Source organism: Arthrobacter sp. TE26545, from assembly GCF_056279005.1.
On record NZ_JBWBQM010000001.1, the window covers coordinates 4,117,022 to 4,137,515 of the forward strand.

Genomic DNA, 20,494 nt, shown 5'->3' on the forward strand with positions numbered 1-20,494 from the left:
ACTGAGTTAGGAAGCGATGATGGAAACCGGGATGCAGACAGCCCACAAGGTGCGCTCCGTGCGGCCGGTGGGGACCCGCGCGGTCCTCGCCGAGCTGGACAGCATGGAGGATGTGCTGGCCCTGCAGTCGCTGCTGTCCGCCTCCCCGCTGCCCGGACAATTGGACGTGCTGGCCGCGGCGGAGACCGTGATGGTGGTGGCCGAGTCCGCTGCCGCCACCCGGGCCATCGGCACCCGGCTGCTGGAGCTGGAGCTCACCGGGGGCGCTGCGGTGGACAGCGAGCTGGTGGTCATCGATACCGTGTACGACGGCGACGACCTCGCCGAAGTCGCCGAGCTCACCGGCCTGGGCGTGGACGGAGTCATCGCCGCGCACACCGGGCAGCTCTGGACGGTCGCTTTCGCCGGCTTCGCTCCCGGCTTCGCCTACATGGTGGGCGAAAGCCAGCTCCTGGAAGTACCGCGCCGTTCCACTCCGCGCACCGCGGTGCCTGCCGGATCCGTGGCCCTGGCCGGGAATTACTCGGCCGTGTACCCGCGGCGCTCCCCGGGCGGCTGGCAGCTGATCGGCCGCACCGGCGCCCGCATGTGGGACCTCGACCGCCCGCAGCCCGCCCTCGCCCGGCCGGGGGACCGGGTGCGGTACCGGGCCGTGCGCGAGGTCATCATCCCGACGGCGGCTCCCGCGGCTGCCGCCGCCGCAGAGCCCGCCACCGGGATCCGTGTTGTGGCCCCCGGCGCCCTGAGCCTCATCCAGGACCTGGGCCGCTGCGGACACGGCGGCCTGGGTGTCTCGGCCGCCGGCGCCCTGGACCGGGCCTCCATCCGCCGGGCCAACCGCCTCGTCGGCAACGCGTCCACCGCCGCCGCGATCGAGACCGTCAACGGCGGACTCACCATCCAGGCCGTGGGGGACCAGGTGATCGCCGTGGCCGGTGCGCCGTCGAGCCTCACCATCACGCCGCCGTCGGGGGCTGTCTCCGACTTAAGTGACGACGACGGCGGTCCCGACACCCAGCCCCGCACCGTTCCGATGGCCGCGCCGTTCGCGCTGCTCGACGGCGAGACCCTGACCGTCGGCGCCCCGGAGGCCGGCTTCCGCAGCTACCTCGCCGTCCGCGGCGGGGCAGACCTGCCCGCCGTCCTCGGCAGCCGCTCAACCGACACCCTGTCCGGGCTCGGACCGGCACCGCTGGCAGCCGGGCAACTGCTCGCCGTCGGACACGAGACTGAATCCACCGCCGTCGGGAGCCCCGAACTGCAGCCGGATTTCCCGGAACCCGGCAGCGTCACGGTACTGGACATCGTTCCCGGCCCGCGCGAGGACTGGTTCGACCCCGCCGAACTTGAGTCCCTGTGCAGCCAGGAGTGGCAGGTCACCCCGCAGTCCAACCGGGTGGGCATGCGCCTGGCCGGCGAGCCGCTCAAGCGCAGCCGCGAGGGCGAACTGCCCAGCGAAGGAACCATGGCCGGGGCCATCCAGATCCCGCCCGCCGGCCTGCCCGTGCTGTTCCTGGCCGACCACCCGATCACCGGCGGTTACCCCGTGATCGGGGTGGTCACCGACGAACAACTGGACCGTGCAGCGCAGGTCCCCATCGGCGGAAGCATCCGTTTCCGCGTTTCCCCCGCCCTCGGCACGAAAGAAGTGAGCAAGTAATGCGCAAGGTCCTGATCGCGAACCGCGGCGAAATCGCCGTCCGGATTGCCCGCGCCTGTGAGGACGCCGGAATCGCTTCGGTGGCCGTCTACGCGGACATCGACGCCGACGCCATGCACGTGACAGCCGCAGGCGATGCCTACAGCCTGGGCGGCAACAGCCCGGCCGATACCTACCTGAACATCCCCAAACTGCTGGACATTGCGGCACGTTCCGGTGCCGACGCCGTGCACCCCGGTTACGGTTTCCTGTCCGAGAACGCGGACTTCGCGCAGGCGGTGCTCGACGCCGGACTGGCCTGGATCGGTCCCGCGCCGGAGGCGATCCGGCAGCTGGGCAACAAGATCACCGCCCGTGAAATCGCTGTCCGAGCAGGCGCTCCGCTCGTGGCCGGCAGCGACGGACCCGTGGCATCGGCCGCCGAGGCCCGCGCCTTCGCCGAGCAGCACGGGCTCCCGGTGGCCATCAAGGCGGCCTTCGGCGGCGGCGGCCGCGGCCTCAAAGTGGTCCGTGAGCTGGCCGAGGTGGAGGAAGCCTTCGATTCGGCCGTGCGTGAGGCCGTGGTGGCGTTCGGCCGCGGCGAGTGCTTCGTGGAGCAGTACCTGGACCGGCCGCGGCACGTAGAAGCGCAGGTGATCGCCGATACCCACGGGAACGTGGTGGTCGTGGGCACGCGCGACTGCTCCCTGCAGCGGCGGCACCAGAAGCTCGTCGAAGAGGCGCCTGCGCCTTTCCTGACGTCCGCGCAGCGGGAGTCGATCTACGCCGCCGCCAAGGCGATCTGCCGCGAGGCAGGCTACACCGGCGCCGGAACCGTGGAATTCCTGGTCTCGGCCGGCGGCGCGGTGGCGTTCCTGGAGGTCAACACGCGCTTGCAGGTGGAGCACCCGATCACCGAGGAAACCTCCGGGATCGACCTGGTGCAGGAGCAGTTCCGCATCGCCGCGGGCCTGCCACTGAGCGTTCTTTCGGACCCGGAGCCGCGCGGGCACTCCTTCGAATTCCGCATCAACGCCGAGGACGTGGGCCGCGGATTCCTGCCCTCGCCGGGTACCGTTGCTGGCTTTGTCGGTCCGACCGGCCCGGGCATCCGCCTCGACGCCGGCGTGCGCGCCGGTTCCGTGGTGCCGCCGCAGTTCGACTCCCTGCTGGCCAAGCTCGTCGTCACCGGCGCGGACCGGCAGCAGGCCATCCGCCGCGCCCGCCGCGCGCTGGCCGAGATGGACATTTCCGGCTTGGCGACCGTGCTGCCGTTCCACCGGGCCGTGCTCGAAGCCCTGGAATTCACTTCCCCCGACGGCCTTGGCGTGCACACCCGCTGGATCGAGACGGAGTTCGCCGACCGCATTCCGGTGGACCCCGAATACAGCGCCGTGGCACCCTCCGGTGCGCGCCGCACCATCACCGTTGATGTGGACGGCAAGCGCCTCGCAGTAGGCCTGCCCGCCGATCTGCTGGACGGCTGGGCGCGTTCGGGTGGTTCCCTCTCTGGGGTTCCGTTTACGTCCGACGGCGGTGCTGGTCTTTCGTCCGACGCTTCCAGTGCCGCTCTCCCGGAGTCCGCTGTCCCGGAATCCGCGCTCGTGGCCGGCATGGCCGGGACAGTGGTGAAGTGGCTGGTGGAGCCCGGCGCTTCGGTTGCCGCGGGGGACCCGCTGGTGGTGTTGGAGGCGATGAAGATGGAAACCCAGGTGCCGGCACACCGCGGCGGAACCCTTTCTTCCGTGGTGTCAGCGGCAGGCGGCGTGGTTTCCGTCGGCTCGGTGCTGGGGCATATCGAGTAGAGGCCGGCTCACCAGAGCTGTGGTCCCTGGGCCGGGGCGGGAGCCAGCCGCGGCTCGTCGAGCCGCAGGAGCCTAATCGCCTGCCCGATGATGGCGATGTACACAAACACGACCCAGAATGATGGCAATCTGCCCGTGGTGGTAGCCGAGTCCACAATATTGATGACCGCAAATATGAGGCTCGCGCCGGACACGACTATTGCGGTAATGAGCGGAGCCATGGCCCAGGTACGCCGCGCCGCAATGTTCCAAATCCCCGTTCCGAACAAAGCGAGAAGCATGAGCACACTCACGGCGGCGAGGACCACTTGGATGCTTTGTTGTTCTTCGCTGAAGAGTTCCATGTCGGGGATGATTTGCGAATAAAGAAAAGCCGTGGCAGCTGTTGAAACCGCGCCCATGACGAGAAGCCCGATGCCGATGCCGGTCCTTCCTTTGCGGGACCGCTTCGCATTCTCGCCTTCCATTGCCGGTGCGGTCTGCTGCGGGTATTGAGCGCTCATCCTGGGCTCCTTTGCATAGGGGAGTACCCTGATGCGCCCCCACTGCGAAGAATGTAGCAGCGCGGGTCCTTCTTGCACAGCAATTCCAGCGGCCTTTTTCCGGTGAATTCGCTACCCTGAAGCCAACATTGTCTCGGCCGCTCAACGTGCCGAATTGTCTTGGATCGGTGATGCATTTGCTTCGGTGGGGGCGGGCCTATTTTGCGTTGCAGGCGGCCGCCGGCCTTTTTTGGTGGGCATTGGTTTTCGCCTCACCCTTTGTGCGTGAAGCGACCCTTGGCAGTCTCGATCCGGTCGTTGTCGCTGCCTTCGACGTCCCGCTGTTCGTCATCGCCTCGGCCGTCGCGGCTTTCGGCGTCAGGGCTGCCGCCGTGGTGGGCGCGGGCTGGACGGCGATTGTCGCCGTCGTGCTTGCTGTCTACGCAACCGCCACGGGCGAAGCGGGCTGGGGCGTGCTGGCCATGGGAGCAGCGACGGCGGCTTCGCTGCTTGCGCTTTGCCTGCTCCTGCTGGGGCGGGTGCCGACCGAGTGGATCCTCCGGGGACCGTTCGCGTTCCGGCCCGCCACAAGGGCGCGCGAACTCTGCAAACCACGTGGCCACAACTTTCGGCCAGCTCGTTGTTTTTTGGGGCTTCTTCCTGGTGGTGGTTCCGTTCGCGATAACGGTCCTCGAACGGCGCTGGGACGTGAGCCTGCCGTTTCCCTTGATTGCGGGTCCTGCTGGCGTTGCAATCCTTGTGCTTGCCAGCTGTCTCGGCATCGCTTCTGCGGTGGCGATGTCGACGCACGGAGAAGGCACGCCGCTTCCGGCTGCGATGCCGAACCGCCTGGTCATCGCCGGCCCGTACCGTTGGGTTCGCAACCCCATGGCCCTTGCGGGGGTCGCCCAAGGCGCCGGGATCGGCCTCATCCTGCAGTCATGGCTGGTGATCGCCTACGCCGTCGCCGGATCGATGCTTTGGAACTACGCCATCAGGCCGCTTGAGGAAGCCGACCTCAAGCAACGGTTCGGCGAAGAGTTCGAGCGGTACCGGGAAACGGTGCGCTGCTGGATTCCCAAGGCGCCAAAGGTGGGCAAGCTCCGGAAACCCTGATTACGTGCCATGAAATCGGTCCGACCACTCTCCGGCAAGGATGCGCCTCACGTCACCCTTGCGCCGAGACATAGATGAGTGTAGATATTTACATGTGTCTATGTCTCTTGAGCTGACCCCGGTGCAGGCGGTCGCGTGTTGTTCTCCGCTCTCCCGCGAGCCCCTTTCGGAAGAAGTTGCCGAGCAGGCCTCGGCGATCCTGAAGGCATTGGGGGATCCAGTGCGGCTCCGGCTGATGTCCCTGGTTGCTTCGCACGAGGGCGGCGAGGCCTGCGTGTGCGACCTCAACGATGCGTTCGATCTCTCCCAGCCCACGATCAGCCACCACCTGAAGGTTCTTCATGAAGTCGGCCTGCTGGACCGCGAGAAGCGCGGTGTCTGGGTGTACTACCGCGCCCGGGCCGAGGTCCTGCAGAACCTGGCTGCCCTGATCGGAGGGCAGGCTGCGTGAGCGGATTGGCTCGCCGCGCCGCCGCCGAGTTCACCGGCACGGCATTCCTGGTGATCGCCGTCGTCGGATCCGGCGTGATGGCCTCACGCCTGTCGCCGGACGACGTCGGCCTGCAGCTCCTGCAGAACAGCCTCGCCACGGGTGCCGCGCTGGTCGCGCTGATCCTTGCGCTGCAGCCGGTTTCCGCCTCGTTCAACCCGGTGGTCACGCTCGTGGAACGGGCCCTCGGCCTGCTGGATACGCGGACCGCAGCCGGCCTGATCCTTGCGCAGTTCGCCGGCGGCTTGGCCGGAACGGTTGTCGCGAACCTGATGTTCGGGCTCCCGGCAGTAATGATTTCCACCCACCAACGTTCCGGCGCCGGCCTGTGGCTGGGGGAGGTGGTCGGCACCATCGGCCTCCTGCTCGTGGTCTTCGGCACTGTCCGCTCCAGGCGGGCAGACAGGGCGGCGTTCGCCGTCGGCGGCTACATCGCCGCAGCATACTGGTTCACCAGTTCCACCAGCTTCGCCAACCCCGCCGTCACCGTCGCACGGACCATCACCGACACCTTCGCCGGGATCGCGCCGGCCTCGGCCCCCGGATTCATCCTGGCCCAACTGCTCGGCGGCGCCGCAGGCTTCGTCCTCGTCCGCCTTCTCTACCCGACCCCTGCCCCCTCCTCCGCCCCTGCGGCTGATCGAAAGGTGCTCTCATGAGCAGCAAGCCCTCCGTCCTCTTCGTCTGCGTCCACAACGCCGGCCGCTCCCAGATGGCGGCAGCATTCCTCACCACCCTGTCCCAAGGCGCCATCGAGGTCCGTTCTGCCGGGTCCCAGCCCGCGGACAAGGTCAACCCGGCAGCCGTGGAAGCCATGGCCGAAGTCGGCATCGACATGTCCGCCGAGATCCCCAAGGTCCTCACCACCGAGGCAGTGCAGGATTCCGACGTCGTCATCACCATGGGATGCGGAGACGAATGCCCCTACTTCCCGGGCAAACGCTACGAGGACTGGGTGCTCGAAGATCCCGCAGGCAAGGGCGTCGAATCCGTCCGGCCCATCCGCGACGACATCAAGACCCGTGTCGAGGCCCTGATCGAATCCCTCGCCCCGGCAGCCCGATAGGGCCCTACAGGCAAGCAGGCGCAGAAGGAATGAGGACAGCATGACTGCACAGGACTCCCTGCCCGTCGCCGTGATCGGTGCCGGACCCATCGGACTCGCCGCGGCAGCGCACCTGCTCGAGCGCGGCCTGGAATCGCTGGTGCTCGAGGCCGGTCCCGCCGTCGGCTCCGCCATCCGGGAATGGGGCCACGTCCGCCTGTTTTCCACCTGGCGCTACAACCTCGACGCCGCCGCGGTGAGGCTGCTGGAACCGACGGGCTGGGAGGCGCCGCGCCCCACGGCGCTGCCGTACGGTGCCGCGATCGTCACGGACTACCTCGAGCCATTGGCCGCGACGCCCCAGCTCCGGAACAGGATCCGGACAGGCACCCGCGTCGTTGCGGTGACCAGGCAGGGTCTCGACAAGAGCCGCAGCGTCGGCCGGGAGCAGGCGCCGTTCCTGCTGCGGGTCCGTCATCCCGACGGCGGCACCTCGGACATCCTGGCCCGCGCCGTCATCGACGCGTCCGGCACTTGGGCCACCCCTGGGCCCCTCGGCGACTCCGGACTGCCCGCGCCCGGTGAGGCCGAGGCGAGGGCTGCAGGCGTGATCGCCGGTCCGCTGCCGGAGGTGTCCCGGGACGGGTTCGCCGGCCGACGGACCCTGGTGGTTGGCGCCGGTCACTCGGCCGCGAACATGGTCCTGGACCTGGTCCGGCTCGCACGCAGCAATCCAGGCACGGAGGTCATCTGGGCCATCCGGGCCGCCAGCCCCGCCCGTGCCTACGGCGGGGGCGACGCCGACCAGCTTCCCGCGCGGGGCCAGCTGGGCGCCCGCCTGCGCGCCGCCGTCGACGACGGGGCCGTCCGGCTGCTGGCAGGCTTCCAGGCGAGCCGTGTCGAATCCCGTGCCGGCGGAGCAACCGTTCACGCCGTAGACGGCCGAAATGTCGAAGTCGACCGCGTCATTGCGGCCACCGGCTTCCGGCCCGATCTGGGCATCCTTTCGGAACTGCGGCTGGACCTCGACCCGGCCGTCGATGCCCCCAGGGCCTTGGGCCCGCTGATCGACCCGGATTTCCACAGCTGCGGGACCGTCCCGGCCCACGGCGCCCGGATCCTCGCCCACCCGGAGAAGGACTTCTACCTGGCAGGCATGAAATCCTACGGACGCGCCCCCACCTTCCTTATGGCCACGGGCTATGAACAGGTACGCTCCATCGCCGCCGCGCTCGCCGGGGACACGGCTGCCGCGGACGCCGTCGAACTCGAGCTTCCCGAAACCGGCGTCTGTTCGACCAACCTTCCAAGCGGTGAGGAGGATTCCTGCTGCGGGGTCTCCGAGCCCGTGCCCGTCACCATCGGATTCGCCACCGGGCTGCAGCACGGCCGCACCGCCGAAGCGGCAATGCCGTAGCTGTCAGTCCTCATCGGGCCGGCGCATCAGGTTCAGCGGCACGGCTTCCCGGGATTCGGGACCGGCCGCGCCGCACTCCGCGCAGCAAGCATCGTCCGCTTCGGCGGCCTCCGGGTCCCCGGGCAGGGCGGCGCAGCAGGTATCGCCCTTCCAGGCACTGATGCCTTCCCGCACGGCGATGGCGGCGATCACCAGCGCGGCGCCGGCGTCGGCCCACCACCACCCCAGGGTGCTGTTCAGCACCAGCCCTGCCAGCAGTACGGCCGACAGATACGTGCAGAGCAGGGTCTGCTTCGAGTCGGCCACCGCCGTGCGGGAACCGAGTTCCCGGCCGGCGCGGCGTTGCAGCCAGGACAGCACCGGCATGATGAGAAGGCTCAGGGCCGCGATCACGATTCCCGCGGGGGAGTGCTGCGCCTCGCCGCCGCCGGTGAGGGAGCGGAGCGCATCCCCGGCCACGAAGGCGGCCAACGCGAAGAACGAGACCGCAATGATCCGTAGCGTCACCCGCTCGCGCCGTTCGGGATCCGCGGCCGAAAACTGCCAGGACAGCGCGACGGCGGAGGCGACCTCGATCACGGAGTCCAGGCCGAATCCGATCAGGGCCGATGAGTCGGCGACGCCCCCGGCCCACAGCGCAGCAGCGGCTTCGACCACGTTGTAGCTAATGGTCGCTGCGGCGAAGAGCCGGATCCTCCGCCGCAGCACCGCCCGCCTGCCTCCAGTGGGCGAAACAGCTGCCGCCGTCATGCCAGGCACTCCCCGTCCGGGGCGCAGCAGTCCGGATCCACGGCCAGCACAACGCCGATCAGGTCCCGCAAAGCATGGCCCAGGCGCGGATCGGCGAGCTCATACTTCGTCCGCCGGCCGTCCGGAACGGCCAGCACCAGCCCGCAGCCGCGCAGGCAACTCAGGTGGTTGGACATGCTCTGCCGCGACACCCCCAGGGAATCGGCCAGGTCCGAGGGGTACGCGGGCTCTTCGGCCAGAGCAAGCAGGATCCTGGCTCTGGTGGGGTCGGAGATGGCGTAGCCGAAGCGCGCGAGCACCGGGGCATGGGTGAGGGTTTCCACTCCTCCAAAGTACATCGTTCGATGTATTCATTCAACGGTGTATTGCGTGCGTGAACTTCAGCCCGCTGTCTGCTTCCCGGCGTCCCTGAGCTGTGCCTGCTCGGTGGCCGCCCAGGACGCGAGCAGGCGCATCGACTCCTCGGACGGCGAGCCGGGCTCGGCGGTGTAGATGGTGAGGGTGAGGCCGGGTTCGGCGGCCATCTCGAGCCCTTCGTAGGCCACGGTCATCTCGCCCACCACCGGATGATGGAAGGTCTTGAAACCGGTGCCGTGGTGCCGGACATTGTGGGAACTCCAGCGATGCCGGAACTCCTGGCTCCGCGTGCTCAGCTCCCCCACGAGGTCGTGGAGTTCCTTGTTGTGCGGATCCCGGCCGGCCTCGGTGCGCAGGATGGACACCACAACGTCGGCGGCGGTGTCCCAGTCCGGGTGGAAGTCCCGGCCCCGTTCGTCCAGGAAGGTGAACCGCGCCAGGTTCGGGGGCTGGCCGGGCATGTCGTAGACGTCTTTGTAGAAGGCACGGGCGAGTGCATTGACCGCGAGCAGGTCCATCCGCCCGTTCCTTACGAAGGCAGGGCCGGCGGTGACGGCGTCGAGGGCCCATTGGAGGCTGGCGTGCGGCGCCCAGTTCCCGGCGCTGCGGCGCTTCGGAGGCCGGGCCACCGGGCTTGCCGCATGGGCGAGGTCGAAGAGGTGGGCCCGTTCGGCGTCGTCGAGCTTCAACGCACGGGCGAGCGAATCGAGGACTTCCGGGGAAGCGCCGCTGATGGCCCCCCGCTCGAGGCGGGTGTAGTACTCGATGCTCACGCCGGCGAGTGTCGCGACTTCGCTGCGGCGCAGCCCGGCCACGCGCCGGTTCGTTCCGGCGGGGAGCCCGAGTTCCTCGGGCGAAATCCTGGCGCGCCGGGAGGTGAGGAATTCGCGAACGTCAGCACGGTTGTCCATGGATCCACGATAGGCGCGCGCTCCCGAATGAAGGAGTCCCTCCGGGTACCCCTCTTGAGGGACTTCCCGCGTCCCTTCGATCCGTGGTGAGGTTGAGAGTCCCCAACAGCAGGGAGGAAACGTGTCGCGCATCCTTATCACCGGTTCCAGCGACGGGCTCGGCCGCGCGGCAGCTGCTGCCCTGCTCGACGACGGCCATTCCGTCGTCGTGCACGCCCGCGCGCCGGAGCGGCTGGCGACCGTCCGGGACCTTCTCGACCGCGGTGCCCAGGCCGTGGTGGGGGATCTCGCCAAGCTCGATGAGGTGCGAGGCCTGGCCGAGCAGGCAAACGCCTTGGGCCGCTTCGACGCCGTGATCCACAACGCCGGCGTCTTCAGCGGTCCGGCTTTGCTGCCGGTGAACGTGGTGGCTCCCTTCGTGCTCACCGCCGAAATGGAACGCCCGGAGCGGCTGATCTACCTCAGCAGCGGCATGCACCGCGGCGGTTACCCGGATCTCGACGGCGTGGACTGGAGCGGCGCGCGGGTATCCCGTTCGTATTCCGACAGCAAGCTCTTCGTCACTGCGCTCGCGGCGGCCGTTGCGAGGCTGTGGCCGGAGGTGTATTCAAACGCGGTGGACCCGGGCTGGGTGCCCACCCGGATGGGCGGACCCGGCGCCCCGGGCGATCTCCGCCTGGGCCACGTCACGCAGGCCTGGCTCGCGGTAAGCGACAACCCCGAGGCCCTCACCAGCGGGGGCTACTGGCACCACCGGGCCACCCGGGAACCGCATCAGGCGGTGCATGACCGGCACTTCCAGGCGGCGCTCCTCAGCTCGCTGGCCGACTACACCGGGAGCACTATCGCGTGAGGGTGATGAGCGGCCGGGTCCTGCACCTCATGGCGGGCACGGAAACCCCGGTGGGATTCCCTTCACGGGGCGCCGCCCGCCGTCGCATATTGACGCTCCTTCCGGCTTCCTTCCGGTTGCAGGGCCGACACCGCGGTGGACACGCCGGGTCAGCGGTCTGCCGGGAGAAGCCACCGGGAGGGAACGCCGGCAGGCCTCCCCGGCAAACCCGATAGAGTACGAAAACCGCAGCAAAGACAGGACGCAGACGTGAGGCAAGGTTCCAAGCCGACGATTCGTGACGTGGCCGAGCGCGCCGGAGTTTCGCTCACCACGGTCTCCTACGTGCTCTCCGGACGGCTGGGCGGCACCACCCGGATCAGCGAACCCACCAAGCAGCGTGTGCAGGAAGCCGTGCGCGAACTGGGTTACGTGGCCAACCGCGCGGCCCGCGGAATGCGCCGGGGCAAGACCGAGCTGGTGGCTGTGGCGATCGGCAACCTCGAATGGCCGTGGGACCGTGCCCTGGCCGCAGCGGCTGCACGCGTCCTGCCCCAGCACGGTTACCAGCCCGTGGTGCTGTTGGGCGATGCCTGGCGGCAGTTCATGTTGTCCGGTGGGGCCGACGGCGTGATCCTCGGCTTCATCCCGGAATCGGTGACCCAGGATGAAACCATGCTCGAACTTGCCCGCCGCGGCGTTCCGCAGGTGGTGATTTCCGAGGTCATGCAGCCCGCCGGCTTCGACGTCCTGGCCCCCGAACCCGCCGACGGAATCGCCGCCGGGATGGACTTCCTGACGCGGAGCCACCGGCGCATCGCCTGCATCCGGCGCGCGGACGAAAGCAACCGCACCATCGCCTCCAGGTACAGCGGCTACGTTGCCGGGCTCGAGCGTGCGGGCTTGCCGGTCGATCCGGAGCTCGTGCGCACCTCACACCACCGCAAGGACCTTGCCTACCAGGCTGCCCTGGATTTGCTGCAGCTGCCGGACCGTCCCACCGCCATCTTCGCCAACGACGACATGGAGGCGCTGCAGGCCATCCGTGCAGCCTTCCGGCTGGGCCTGCGCGTGCCCGAGGACGTGCAGATCGTGGGCGTCGGCAACTCCACCGAGGGCCAGGAGTCGGACCCGGCCCTCACCACCGTAGGGCCGGAGCCCATCTTCGACCGCGTGGTGAACATGCTGGTGGAACGCCTGGAGTCCGGCTCTACGGGCGAAGGCGTCCGCGTTCCGGCGCCCTGGACCCTGCACCTGCGCGGGACGACGGTCCAGGGCTGAAGTTTCGGCGGGGGAGCGGCTCTCGCCGCCGCGCCGCACCTTGCAGGGCTGCCTGGCCGAGGAGCTGCGCCGACTCGACCCGGATGAGGTTTTCGGTGAAACGGTCCGTGGCCTTGCAACGGACAGGAAAGGCGCCGGCAAGGACGTCACATGTCCGCGCTCCATCGAACCGGTCCCTAGAATGGGGTGGGCCAAACACCCCGGGAGCCGGAAAGGAGCGCCGATGACGACGCGTGCTTCTTTCCGGCTGCTCAGGACCGGGACGATCGCCTCCATCATCCTTGGCCTGGCCGCCGGCGGTCACCTTGCCGGCGGGGGAGTGCTGCCCGAGCCGGCCATCCTCCTTGGGCTATGTGCGTTGACGGTGCTGCCGGTCTCGGTGGCCACGAAGTTCCGTTTGTCCTTTCCCCTCCTTGCCGGCCTCCTCGGCGCGGGACAAGCCTGGCTGCACTGGGCCCTCCATGCCCTCTCCACCGCGGCGCCGCTTGCAGCTTCGCCCCATTCAGGCCACGCGGCACACGCGCCCGGCCTCCTGCTGGAAGCTGTCAGTGACGTTCCCGGGACCCAGGCCGCTTCCGGCGACTGGCAGATGTTCCTTGCCCACGCTCTCGCGACCCTGGTTACGGCCGTGGTGCTCGCCCGGGGCGAGCAGGCCCTGGGGGCGCTGGCGGCCTGGCTGCGTCCATTGGCGCAGCTGCCTGAGCCTTGCGCGATCGTTCCGGCCCGAATCCCGGGGCCGTGCATGGCCCCGGTCGTCCTGGCCCACGACCAGATTGTCCGGCGCATCCCTGCACGGCGCGGCCCACCGGCGATGATGCCCGCCGCCTGAGACTCCCTGGTGCTCCGCTCACGGAATGGGATCAGGCGGCCTCTGCTGTGCTGACATGCCTGGCTGGCCCACGTTCCGGCCAGGCTCCTGATCTTCTTTTCCATGAAAGGCATCCTTGCCATGAAGCCCTCCCTTCGACGTACCCTCAAGACCACCTCGGCCGCCACCTTGGCCGCCGGTCTGCTCGCCGCCGGCGCTGCAGCGGCCTCCGCCCATGTCCACGTCGATGCTGACGATCCGGCAGCAGGTGGCTACACCCACCTGACGTTCAACGTTCCCAATGAATCGGCCACGGCCAAGACGAGCAAACTCGAAGTGACGCTGCCGGCCGATACCCCGTTCAATTCGGTGTCCGTGAAGCCGGTGGAAGGGTGGACCGCCCGTGTCATCATCGCGGAACTGCCCAAGCCCGTCACGGTGGACGGAGCAACGGTGACCAAAGCCCCGGTTTCCGTGGTGTGGACGGCAGACGCGGCGCACCAGATCGGAGCGAACGAATACCAGTCGTTCTCGATCTCCGTGGGTGTCCTGCCCGACGCCGGCACCACCGTGACATTGCCGGCAACCCAGAGCTACACGGACGGCACGGTCGTCAGATGGGACCAGAAGACGGTCGAGGGTCAGGAAGAACCCGAACACCCGGCCCCTTCGTTCGTGACCACGGCCAAGGACAGCGAAACGATGGCCCATGGCGCGGCCCCGGCGGGAACAGCGGCCCCGGCAGGAACTGCCGCACCGTCCGCAGCAAACGCACCGGCCGCAGCGTCCGCCGTCAATGACGGAGGTTCGACGGCGGGCTGGTTCGGCCTGGCCGCCGGCCTGATTGGCCTCGGCACTGGTGTGACTGCCCTGGCACGCACGCGGCCCACGAAGGGCAACTGACCCGCCATCACGCACCGCCCGGGCCGTGCCGTTCCAGTCGGCACGGCCGGGCTGGTGCTGCCCACCATCAGGTACCCAGCGGATATGAGGCACAGCCCGGTCCGCACGCCGCCGCGCCCTCGCGCCTGCCCGAATCCTTCTTGAAAGACCGAAACACATGACTCTTCTGACCAAGCCTCCGGCCGGGACACCCGGCGCACCCGACGCGTCAACGAGCACGCCGCCCGACACCCGGGAGGCAGTGGAACGTGGCTGGTTCCGGGCGTTCCTGCTCAGGATCCACTTCTACGCAGGGATCCTCGCCGGGCCCTTCCTGCTGATCGCGGCCATAAGCGGGGGCCTGTACGCGATGGCACCCCAGCTCGAGTCGGCCATCTATGCCCGGGAACTGCATGTTCCCGCCGTCGCCGATCCGTTGCCGCTCTCGGCCCAGGTCAAAGCCGCCATGGACCATGCCGGCGGAGCTGCCCCGGTGATGGTGCGGCCGGCACCCGGGCCGGAGGACACCACACGGGTCCTGTTCGCCGACAAGACCCTGGGCGAATCCCAGTACCGGACCGTGTTCGTCGACCCCGGCACTGCCGGGATCCGCGGCGACCTTCCGACTTACGGCAGCAGCGGCGCGCTGCCGGTGCGGACCTGGATTTCCAACCTTCACCGGTCCCTGAACCTGGGCGAACCCGGCCGCGCCTACAGCGAGCTCGCGGCCTCCTGGCTGTGGGTGATCGCCTTGGGCGGTCTGCTGCTCTGGATCGACAGTATCCGCCGAAAACGCGGCACCAACAGGGCCAGGACCGCCAAGCCGCGCAAGGTCAACGGCAGAATGCGCACGCTGTGGCTGCACGGCACCACCGGAACGGTCCTGTTCCTTGCGTTCATGTTCCTCTCCGCCACCGGGCTCACCTGGTCAGCCAACGCCGGAGCGAATGTCAGCACCCTGCGCACCGCCCTGGACTGGACCACCCCCGGCCTGAACACAACGTTGACGGGAGCGGAGGCCGCCCCGGCCGGAGACCATGCAGGCCACGGAAGCGGCGGCGTATCGGCCACGAGCCCGTCGGTGGATCCGGCCATGTTCGACACAGTATCCAGCATGGCGCGCGCCGACATCATCAGCGCACCCATGATCGACATCAAACCCCCGGCGAAACCGGGCACAGCCTGGTCGGTGACCGAAACCGGCCGGGAATGGCCCGCATCGGCCAGCGCCGTCTCGATCGACCCGGCTACCGGGCAGATCACCAACCGCCTCGACTTCGATGACTTCAACCTCGCAGCGAAACTCACCCGGTGGGGGATCGCCGCCCACATGGGGCTGCTCTTCGGCCTGCCGAACCAGCTGGCCCTCCTTGCCGTTGCCGTGGGCCTGGCCGCCATGGTGGCCTGGGGTTACGTGATGTGGTGGAAGCGGCGGCCCACCCGCGGCAGCGCCTGGGCGGCCGGCCGGCCGGCGCCGCGCGGCGCGTTCCTGCGCGCGCACTGGGCCGGTGTCCTGGCTGCGATCACAGTCATGGTCGCCCTCGGACTCTTCCTGCCGCTGCTGGGTTGGAGCCTGCTGGCTTTCATCGTCCTGGACACCGCCGTCGGCTGTTGGTCGAAGCCCAGCGGCCGCCGCTAGCCCGCCACCGTCTCCTTCGCCGCCTGCGAGGCCTTCATCCATTCGCTCAGCCACGGGGCGCGGACGCTCGACGTGATGCGGCAGTCGGCCACGAAGGTTCCCTTGGCGCCGTCGTCGATCCAGTCCTGGAGCGCGGAGAGATCCGTCAGCTCGCGGATGATCGCGGACTCCGCGCCCAGCGCGCGGGCGACGCCGCTGAAGTCCACTTCGGGGATCAGCATGGGCTTTTCGGTCAGGCCCCGGGAGCCGTACTGATGGATCTCAGCCCCGTAGGCGGCGTCGTTGTAAATCACGACGACGGCGCTTGCCGCAGCGCCCACGAGCGATTCCAGGTCGGACAGGCCCATCAGGAAGCCGCCGTCGCCCGAGGCCAGCACCAGGGTGCGGCCGTCGTCCACGGCCCGTGCAACCCCGACGGCGCTGGCGAGGCCGAGCCCGATGGTCTGGTACGCGGTTCCCACCATGACCAGGTCCTGGGGCCGCGGGATCCGCCAGTACATGGGTGCCCAGCCGAGGAAGTGGCCGCCGTCCTGGACCACGGTGCGGCGCTCGGGAAGGATTAGCGTCCAGCGCCGTGGCAAGGGCGCGCGGGTCAAGGCGGCCGTCCGGGGTGTCCCCGGAGCCGGCGTCATGTCCCGGTCCTTCGGCCAGGCGCTTCCGGGCTTCCGCGCGCCAGGCTTCAGCGGTCACGGGGCCATCCAGCAGCCGGAGTAGCCGGCTGGCGGCGGCCTTCGCGTCCGCGGCGAAAAACAGGTCCACGCGGGGGTGCGTCGCTTCCAGTGCGGTGTCAATCTGGATGACGGTGCTGTCCGGGCCGATCAGGTGGCCGAAGCGCATGGTGAACGGGCTCAGGCTCGCCCCGGCCACGAGCACCACGTCCGCCTCGCCCATGAGTCCGGCGGCGGTTTCGGTGCCGAAGCCGCCCGCGACCCCGAGGTAGCCCTCGCCCTTCAGCAGGTTCAGCGCCAAAGCGGTCCCGGCGGTCAGCGCGCCGAGGCGGTCGGCGAGCCCGCGGAGTTCGGGGCCGGCTCCGGCGAGGTGCGCCCCACGGCCGGCAAGGATCAGGGGCCGCTTCGCCTCGGCGAGCAGCCGCGCCGCCCGCTCGAGGCCGCGGTCGACGTCGTCCCTCACCGGTGCTGCCGCCGGCGGCACCGGAAGTTCCTCGTCCGCTGCTTCCAGCGCCGCCAGATCGTACGGGATGGCAATCACGACGGCGGTCCGCTTGGCCAGCGCGTACTCCACCGCTTCCTGCGTGATGGAGCCCGCGGCTTCGCGGGTGACGTTGAAGGTCGCCGCCCCGAGCCCGGCGGCGATTGCAGCCTGGTCCACGTCCCAGGGCCGGGCGCCGCTGCTGGGCGCGTCCCCGGTGACGAGCACGACGGGGATCTGGGCCTGGACCGCTTCCGCGAGGGCCGTCAGGGCGTTGGTGTAGCCGGGACCGTAGGTGGTGGTGCCCGCCGCGAGGCGCCCGGACGCGCGGTAGTAGGCGTCGGCCGCCGCGATGGCGGCACCCTCGTGGCGCACGGCGGAGAAGCGGAGGCCCTGCTTCTCGGCAGCGTCCAGGGAAGTAGACATTTCCGTTGCCCATGACGCCGAAAACGTCGCTGAGGTAGCCGCTGAGAACCTCGGCCACACGGCCGGAAACAGTCAGTGAAGTCATGCAGGAATCTTCGGAGCCTGCATTCAGATAGGCAAGAGGGCCGGGTTTGCTTGGGATATTTGTCAATATCAGCTAGCCACGACTGAAAATATGCCCAAGTGTGGCGCGTATCACCAGGCTCAGTCCGGGTTTCAGTCCGAGGAGCCGGATTCCTGCTTTGAGAGACGGTTGAGGAGGCCGTCGTAGCGGGGCGGCATCAGTTCCAGCACGGAGATGGCCGTGCTGGTCCGCTGGATCCCCTCGATTTCCAAGATCTGGTTGGTGATGCGGTAGAGGTCCGCCGTGTCGCGGGCGACCACCTTGGCCATGAGGTCGGCGTCTCCGGTGGTGGCGTGGACTTCAATGACCTCGGGGATTGTCTCGAGCCCGTTTTCCACCGACCCTGCGCGGGTCTGGCTGATGGCCAGCGAGAGAAAGGCCATCAGGCCGTATCCGAGCGCCGCGGGATCCAGCCTCCTGCTGAAGGAGCGGAGGGCGCCGCTGCGCTCGAGCCTTGCGAGGCGGGCATGCACCGTGTTCCGTGCGACGCCGAGCGTCCGCGAGAGCGCCAGGGCGCTGGCTTCCGGGTCCTTATCGAGGGCGAGGATAATCCTGGCGTCCAAGGAATCGAGGTCGCGTCGATTCGGGATGGTCATATTTTCACCACAGACAATAGAAGTTGAGCAGAAATCCCAATCACTTCAGCGTATCTTGCAATGTGCTGCGGGTCACTTTCATGATCGAGCCTCATGACCAGTGATCAGATCCTGGCGGCACCGGAATCCGCCCACCCCACCCTGCGTGCAGCGGTCTCCGGCCTCCCGTCATATGTCCCCGGCCGGCGCGCTTCCAGTGCGGAGCGCAGCGCCGGCGTGGACATCGCAGCCCTTGCCAGCAACGAAAGCCATTACGAGCCCCTGCCCGCGGCCGCCGCGGCGGTGGCCGAAGCGGCAGGCAGGATGAACCGCTATCCGGACATGGCCGCCGTCGAACTCCGCGAACGGATCGCCGGCCACCTCGGCGTCACGGCCGCGGAGGTAGCGGTGGGGCCCGGCAGCGTCGGTGTCCTCCAGCAGATCATCGCCGGACTGTGCGATGCCGGGGACGAGGTCATCTTCGCGTGGCGGTCCTTCGAGGCCTACCCCATCCTTGTAGAGCTGGCAGGCGCCCGGGCGGTCCGCATCCCGCTGGATGCCGCCGAAGGGCACGACCTGGAGGCCATGGCCGAAGCCGTCACCGAGCGGACCAAGGTGATCCTGCTCTGCACCCCCAACAACCCCACCGGCGTCCCGATCAGCCACGGACGCCTCGAGGCCTTCCTGCGCTCCGTCCGCTCCGACATCCTCGTGGTGATCGACGAGGCGTATGTGGAATACGCCGAAGCGGGCAGCGGGCCGGACTCCCTTGCGCTCTACCGCGGGTACCCAAACGTCTGCATCCTGCGCACCTTCTCCAAGGCCTACGGCCTGGCCGGCCTGCGCGTTGGGTACGCCGTGGCGGCGCCGGAGATCGCGGAGGGGCTGCGCCGGACCGCCATCCCGTTCGCCGTGACCGCACTGGCCCAGCAAGCCGCCATTGCCTCGCTGGACGCGGCGGAGGAGATGGAGCTGCGGGTTTCGGCCGTCAGGGACGAGCGCTCGCGGATGGCCGCGCGGCTGGAAGCCCAGGGCTGGACGCTGCAGCCGAGCCAGGGAAATTTCCTATGGATCCGTGCGGATGACGGATTGCGCGGGCGGCTCGTGGCCGCGTTCGACCAGGCGGGCATCATGGTCCGCGCGTACCAGGGTGACGGGATCCGGATCACCGTTGCCGATCCCGCCTCCAACGACCGCGTGCTCCAGGTCCTTGAAACCAAGGTCCTGGAAGCCCGCGTCTGAATCTTCCTCAATAACCCGTTCCACCCCAACATCCGTTCCACCCCCAACATCCGTTCCACAACCCGGAGGACTCCCCCATGGAACAACGGACAATGACCCCTGCCCGCATCACATCGGGCCCGGCGCTTGGCGCCGCCCTCAAACCCCGCCAACTCACGATGATGGGACTCGGAAGCGCCATCGGCGCGGGCCTCTTCATTGGCTCGGGCGCCGGCATCCAGGCCGCAGGGCCCGCCGTGCTGATCTCCTACCTCGTCGCCGGCACCCTCATCATCCTGGTGATGTGGGCCCTCGGCGAGATGGCCGCCGCCAACCCGGACAGCGGCGCCTTCTCCGTCTATACCGCCCGCGCCTTCGGGCCCGTGGCCGGCGCCACAGTCGGCTGGCTCTGGTGGGTGCAGCTCGTGGTGGTGATCGCAGCCGAGGCGCTCGGCGGGGCCGCCCTGCTTGCCAGCGTCTTCCCCGCACTGCCGGTCTGGCTGATGGCCTTTGTGTTCATCGCGGTGCTCACCGCCGTGAACCTGACGAGGGTGAAAAACTTCGGTGAATTCGAGTTCTGGTTCGCACTGCTCAAGGTGGCCGCGATCGTCGGTTTCCTGCTGATCGGCGCCGCCTTGCTCTTCGGCTGGCTGCCTGGCATCCAGTCACCGGGCCTGGCCAACTTCACCGGGGCGGGCTTCGCTCCCAACGGTTTCGCCGGAATCGCCTCGGCGCTCTTCGTAGTGGCCTTCGCGTTCGGCGGCACCGAGATCGTGTCCGTGGCCGCCGCTGAAACCGAGGAGCCGGCCCGCAGCGTGGGCAAGGCCGTCCGCACCGTGCTGTGGCGCATCCTTGTTTTCTACATCGGTGCGATCTTCGTCATCGCGGCCGTGGTTCCCGTGGGTTCGGCGGGACTGAAGAGCCCCTTCGCGGCGGTCTTGGATGCCGCCGGCATGCCCGGCGCGGCTACCGCCATCACCCTGGTCGCCGTCGCTGCCTTGCTCTCGGCCCTTAACGCCAACCTATACGGTGCCTCCCGGATGGCGTTCTCCCTGGCCGAGCGCGGCGAAGCGCCGCGCTCGCTTGCCTTCGTGTCCAAGGGCCGGGTGCCGGTTGTGGCCGTCCTGGCCAGCGTCGCCTTCGGCGTCGTCACGGCCGTGCTTGAGGTGGCATTCCCGGACAAGGTGCTTCCGGTCCTGCTCAACATCGTGGGCTCGACGTCGCTGCTGGTGTGGACCTCGGCGCTCCTCGCCCAGCTCGCGCTGCGCCTCCGGGCGGACCGTGAAGGGACCGTCCTTCCCCTGCGGATGGCAGGTTTCCCCTGGCTCACTGGGATCGGGCTCCTGATCCTCGCGGCCATCTTCACCGTCGGCTTCATCGGCGAGGATTCCCGGCCACAGCTCCTGAGCACCTTCGCGCTCGTGGTCCTGCTGGCGGTGGCGAACTGGATCCACCACCGTTCGGCGAAGGTGCCGGCCGGCGTCGGGGCTCCGGAGCGGGCCAAGGACTCCGTGCTGGTCGACTGACGCTGTGGAAGCCGCTGCC

At 68.9% G+C, this 20,494-nt stretch carries 18 protein-coding genes and 3 pseudogenes; 15 read left to right on the forward strand and 6 right to left on the reverse strand.

The window, feature by feature from the left end; all coding sequences use genetic code 11:
• Nucleotides 1-19 precede the first annotated feature (19 nt).
• Together ACZ9CK_RS18840 and ACZ9CK_RS18845 are read left to right on the forward strand one after the other, a co-directional pair.
• Nucleotides 20-1,660, forward strand: a complete 1,641-nt coding sequence (locus ACZ9CK_RS18840) for a 5-oxoprolinase subunit B/C family protein (RefSeq protein ID WP_476050761.1) — start codon at nt 20-22, stop codon at nt 1,658-1,660.
• Nucleotides 1,660-3,444, forward strand: coding sequence for an acetyl/propionyl/methylcrotonyl-CoA carboxylase subunit alpha (locus tag ACZ9CK_RS18845; protein WP_476050762.1), 1,785 nt, complete (start codon nt 1,660-1,662; stop codon nt 3,442-3,444). The genes ACZ9CK_RS18840 and ACZ9CK_RS18845 overlap by 1 nt, the downstream gene beginning before the upstream one ends.
• 8 nt (nt 3,445-3,452) lie before the next feature.
• Here ACZ9CK_RS18845 and ACZ9CK_RS18850 read toward each other — a convergent pair whose 3' ends face one another.
• Complete coding sequence (locus ACZ9CK_RS18850; protein ID WP_476050763.1) at nt 3,453-3,947, reverse strand: hypothetical protein; 495 nt, start codon at nt 3,945-3,947, stop codon at nt 3,453-3,455.
• Between the two features lie 170 nt (nt 3,948-4,117).
• On the opposite strand from ACZ9CK_RS18850, the pseudogene ACZ9CK_RS18855 reads away from it, so the two are divergent.
• The 5 genes and pseudogenes from ACZ9CK_RS18855 to ACZ9CK_RS18875 all read left to right on the forward strand — a co-directional run bounded on the left by ACZ9CK_RS18855 (nt 4,118) and on the right by ACZ9CK_RS18875 (nt 7,994).
• Nucleotides 4,118-5,042: pseudogene (locus tag ACZ9CK_RS18855) on the forward strand (methyltransferase family protein).
• Between the two features lie 100 nt (nt 5,043-5,142).
• Nucleotides 5,143-5,493: an ArsR/SmtB family transcription factor gene (locus ACZ9CK_RS18860; RefSeq protein WP_426301271.1), complete on the forward strand. Its 351-nt coding sequence runs from the start codon at nt 5,143-5,145 to the stop codon at nt 5,491-5,493.
• Nucleotides 5,490-6,191 (forward strand): aquaporin, encoded by a 702-nt coding sequence (locus ACZ9CK_RS18865; RefSeq protein WP_476050764.1) that lies wholly within the window; start codon nt 5,490-5,492, stop codon nt 6,189-6,191. Before ACZ9CK_RS18860 ends, ACZ9CK_RS18865 begins: the two co-directional genes overlap by 4 nt.
• Nucleotides 6,188-6,598 carry an arsenate reductase ArsC gene (locus ACZ9CK_RS18870; protein ID WP_426301275.1) on the forward strand — a complete coding sequence of 137 codons (411 nt, stop codon included), beginning with the start codon at nt 6,188-6,190 and terminating at the stop codon, nt 6,596-6,598. Before ACZ9CK_RS18865 ends, ACZ9CK_RS18870 begins: the two co-directional genes overlap by 4 nt.
• 40 nt (nt 6,599-6,638) lie before the next feature.
• On the forward strand, nt 6,639-7,994 hold the full coding sequence (locus ACZ9CK_RS18875) for an FAD-dependent oxidoreductase (protein ID WP_476050765.1): 1,356 nt from the start codon (nt 6,639-6,641) through the stop codon (nt 7,992-7,994).
• 3 nt (nt 7,995-7,997) lie between these two features.
• Here the strand turns inward: ACZ9CK_RS18875 and ACZ9CK_RS18880 are convergent, their stop codons facing one another.
• The 3 genes from ACZ9CK_RS18880 to ACZ9CK_RS18890 are packed head-to-tail and all read right to left on the reverse strand — an operon-like array spanning nt 7,998 to nt 10,012.
• Nucleotides 7,998-8,744, reverse strand: coding sequence for a cation efflux transmembrane domain-containing protein (locus ACZ9CK_RS18880; protein WP_426301279.1), 747 nt, complete (start codon nt 8,742-8,744; stop codon nt 7,998-8,000).
• On the reverse strand, nt 8,741-9,082 hold the full coding sequence (locus ACZ9CK_RS18885; RefSeq protein ID WP_476050766.1) for an ArsR/SmtB family transcription factor: 342 nt from the start codon (nt 9,080-9,082) through the stop codon (nt 8,741-8,743). Before ACZ9CK_RS18885 ends, ACZ9CK_RS18880 begins: the two co-directional genes overlap by 4 nt.
• Before the next feature lie 42 nt (nt 9,083-9,124).
• Nucleotides 9,125-10,012, reverse strand: coding sequence for a helix-turn-helix transcriptional regulator (locus ACZ9CK_RS18890; protein WP_476050767.1), 888 nt, complete (start codon nt 10,010-10,012; stop codon nt 9,125-9,127).
• Between the two features lie 121 nt (nt 10,013-10,133).
• Here ACZ9CK_RS18890 and ACZ9CK_RS18895 point away from each other — a divergent pair, with 121 nt between their 5' ends.
• The 6 genes and pseudogenes from ACZ9CK_RS18895 (at nt 10,134) to ACZ9CK_RS18920 (ending at nt 15,454) form a co-directional block, all read left to right on the forward strand.
• Entirely contained in the window at nt 10,134-10,865 is a 732-nt protein-coding gene (locus tag ACZ9CK_RS18895) for an SDR family NAD(P)-dependent oxidoreductase (RefSeq protein ID WP_476050768.1), read from the forward strand.
• A gap of 249 nt (nt 10,866-11,114) precedes the next feature.
• Nucleotides 11,115-12,125: a LacI family DNA-binding transcriptional regulator gene (locus ACZ9CK_RS18900; protein WP_476050769.1), complete on the forward strand. Its 1,011-nt coding sequence runs from the start codon at nt 11,115-11,117 to the stop codon at nt 12,123-12,125.
• 13 nt (nt 12,126-12,138) lie between these two features.
• A pseudogene (locus ACZ9CK_RS18905) lies at nt 12,139-12,231 on the forward strand (OpcA/G6PD domain-containing protein); the annotation flags it as partial.
• A gap of 117 nt (nt 12,232-12,348) precedes the next feature.
• Nucleotides 12,349-12,954, forward strand: coding sequence for a hypothetical protein (locus tag ACZ9CK_RS18910; RefSeq protein ID WP_476050770.1), 606 nt, complete (start codon nt 12,349-12,351; stop codon nt 12,952-12,954).
• Nucleotides 12,955-13,074: 120 nt separating this feature from the next.
• Nucleotides 13,075-13,836, forward strand: coding sequence for a YcnI family copper-binding membrane protein (locus ACZ9CK_RS18915; protein WP_426301290.1), 762 nt, complete (start codon nt 13,075-13,077; stop codon nt 13,834-13,836).
• 157 nt (nt 13,837-13,993) lie between these two features.
• The gene (locus ACZ9CK_RS18920) at nt 13,994-15,454 is read left to right on the forward strand and encodes a PepSY-associated TM helix domain-containing protein (RefSeq protein ID WP_476050771.1); all 1,461 of its coding nucleotides are present in this window, start codon (nt 13,994-13,996) and stop codon (nt 15,452-15,454) included.
• Here the strand turns inward: ACZ9CK_RS18920 and ACZ9CK_RS18925 are convergent.
• Together ACZ9CK_RS18925 and ACZ9CK_RS18930 are read right to left on the reverse strand one after the other, a co-directional pair.
• Nucleotides 15,451-17,114, reverse strand: a pseudogene (locus ACZ9CK_RS18925) (thiamine pyrophosphate-binding protein). The gene ACZ9CK_RS18920 and the pseudogene ACZ9CK_RS18925 overlap by 4 nt on opposite strands.
• A gap of 131 nt (nt 17,115-17,245) precedes the next feature.
• Nucleotides 17,246-17,749 carry an Lrp/AsnC family transcriptional regulator gene (locus ACZ9CK_RS18930; RefSeq protein WP_426301296.1) on the reverse strand — a complete coding sequence of 168 codons (504 nt, stop codon included), beginning with the start codon at nt 17,747-17,749 and terminating at the stop codon, nt 17,246-17,248.
• A gap of 93 nt (nt 17,750-17,842) precedes the next feature.
• On the opposite strand from ACZ9CK_RS18930, the gene hisC reads away from it, so the two are divergent.
• Nucleotides 17,843-18,970, forward strand: a complete 1,128-nt coding sequence (hisC, locus tag ACZ9CK_RS18935) for a histidinol-phosphate transaminase (protein ID WP_476050772.1) — start codon at nt 17,843-17,845, stop codon at nt 18,968-18,970.
• Nucleotides 18,971-19,047: 77 nt separating this feature from the next.
• Complete coding sequence (locus ACZ9CK_RS18940; protein WP_426301300.1) at nt 19,048-20,475, forward strand: amino acid permease; 1,428 nt, start codon at nt 19,048-19,050, stop codon at nt 20,473-20,475.
• Nucleotides 20,476-20,494: the final 19 nt, after the last annotated feature.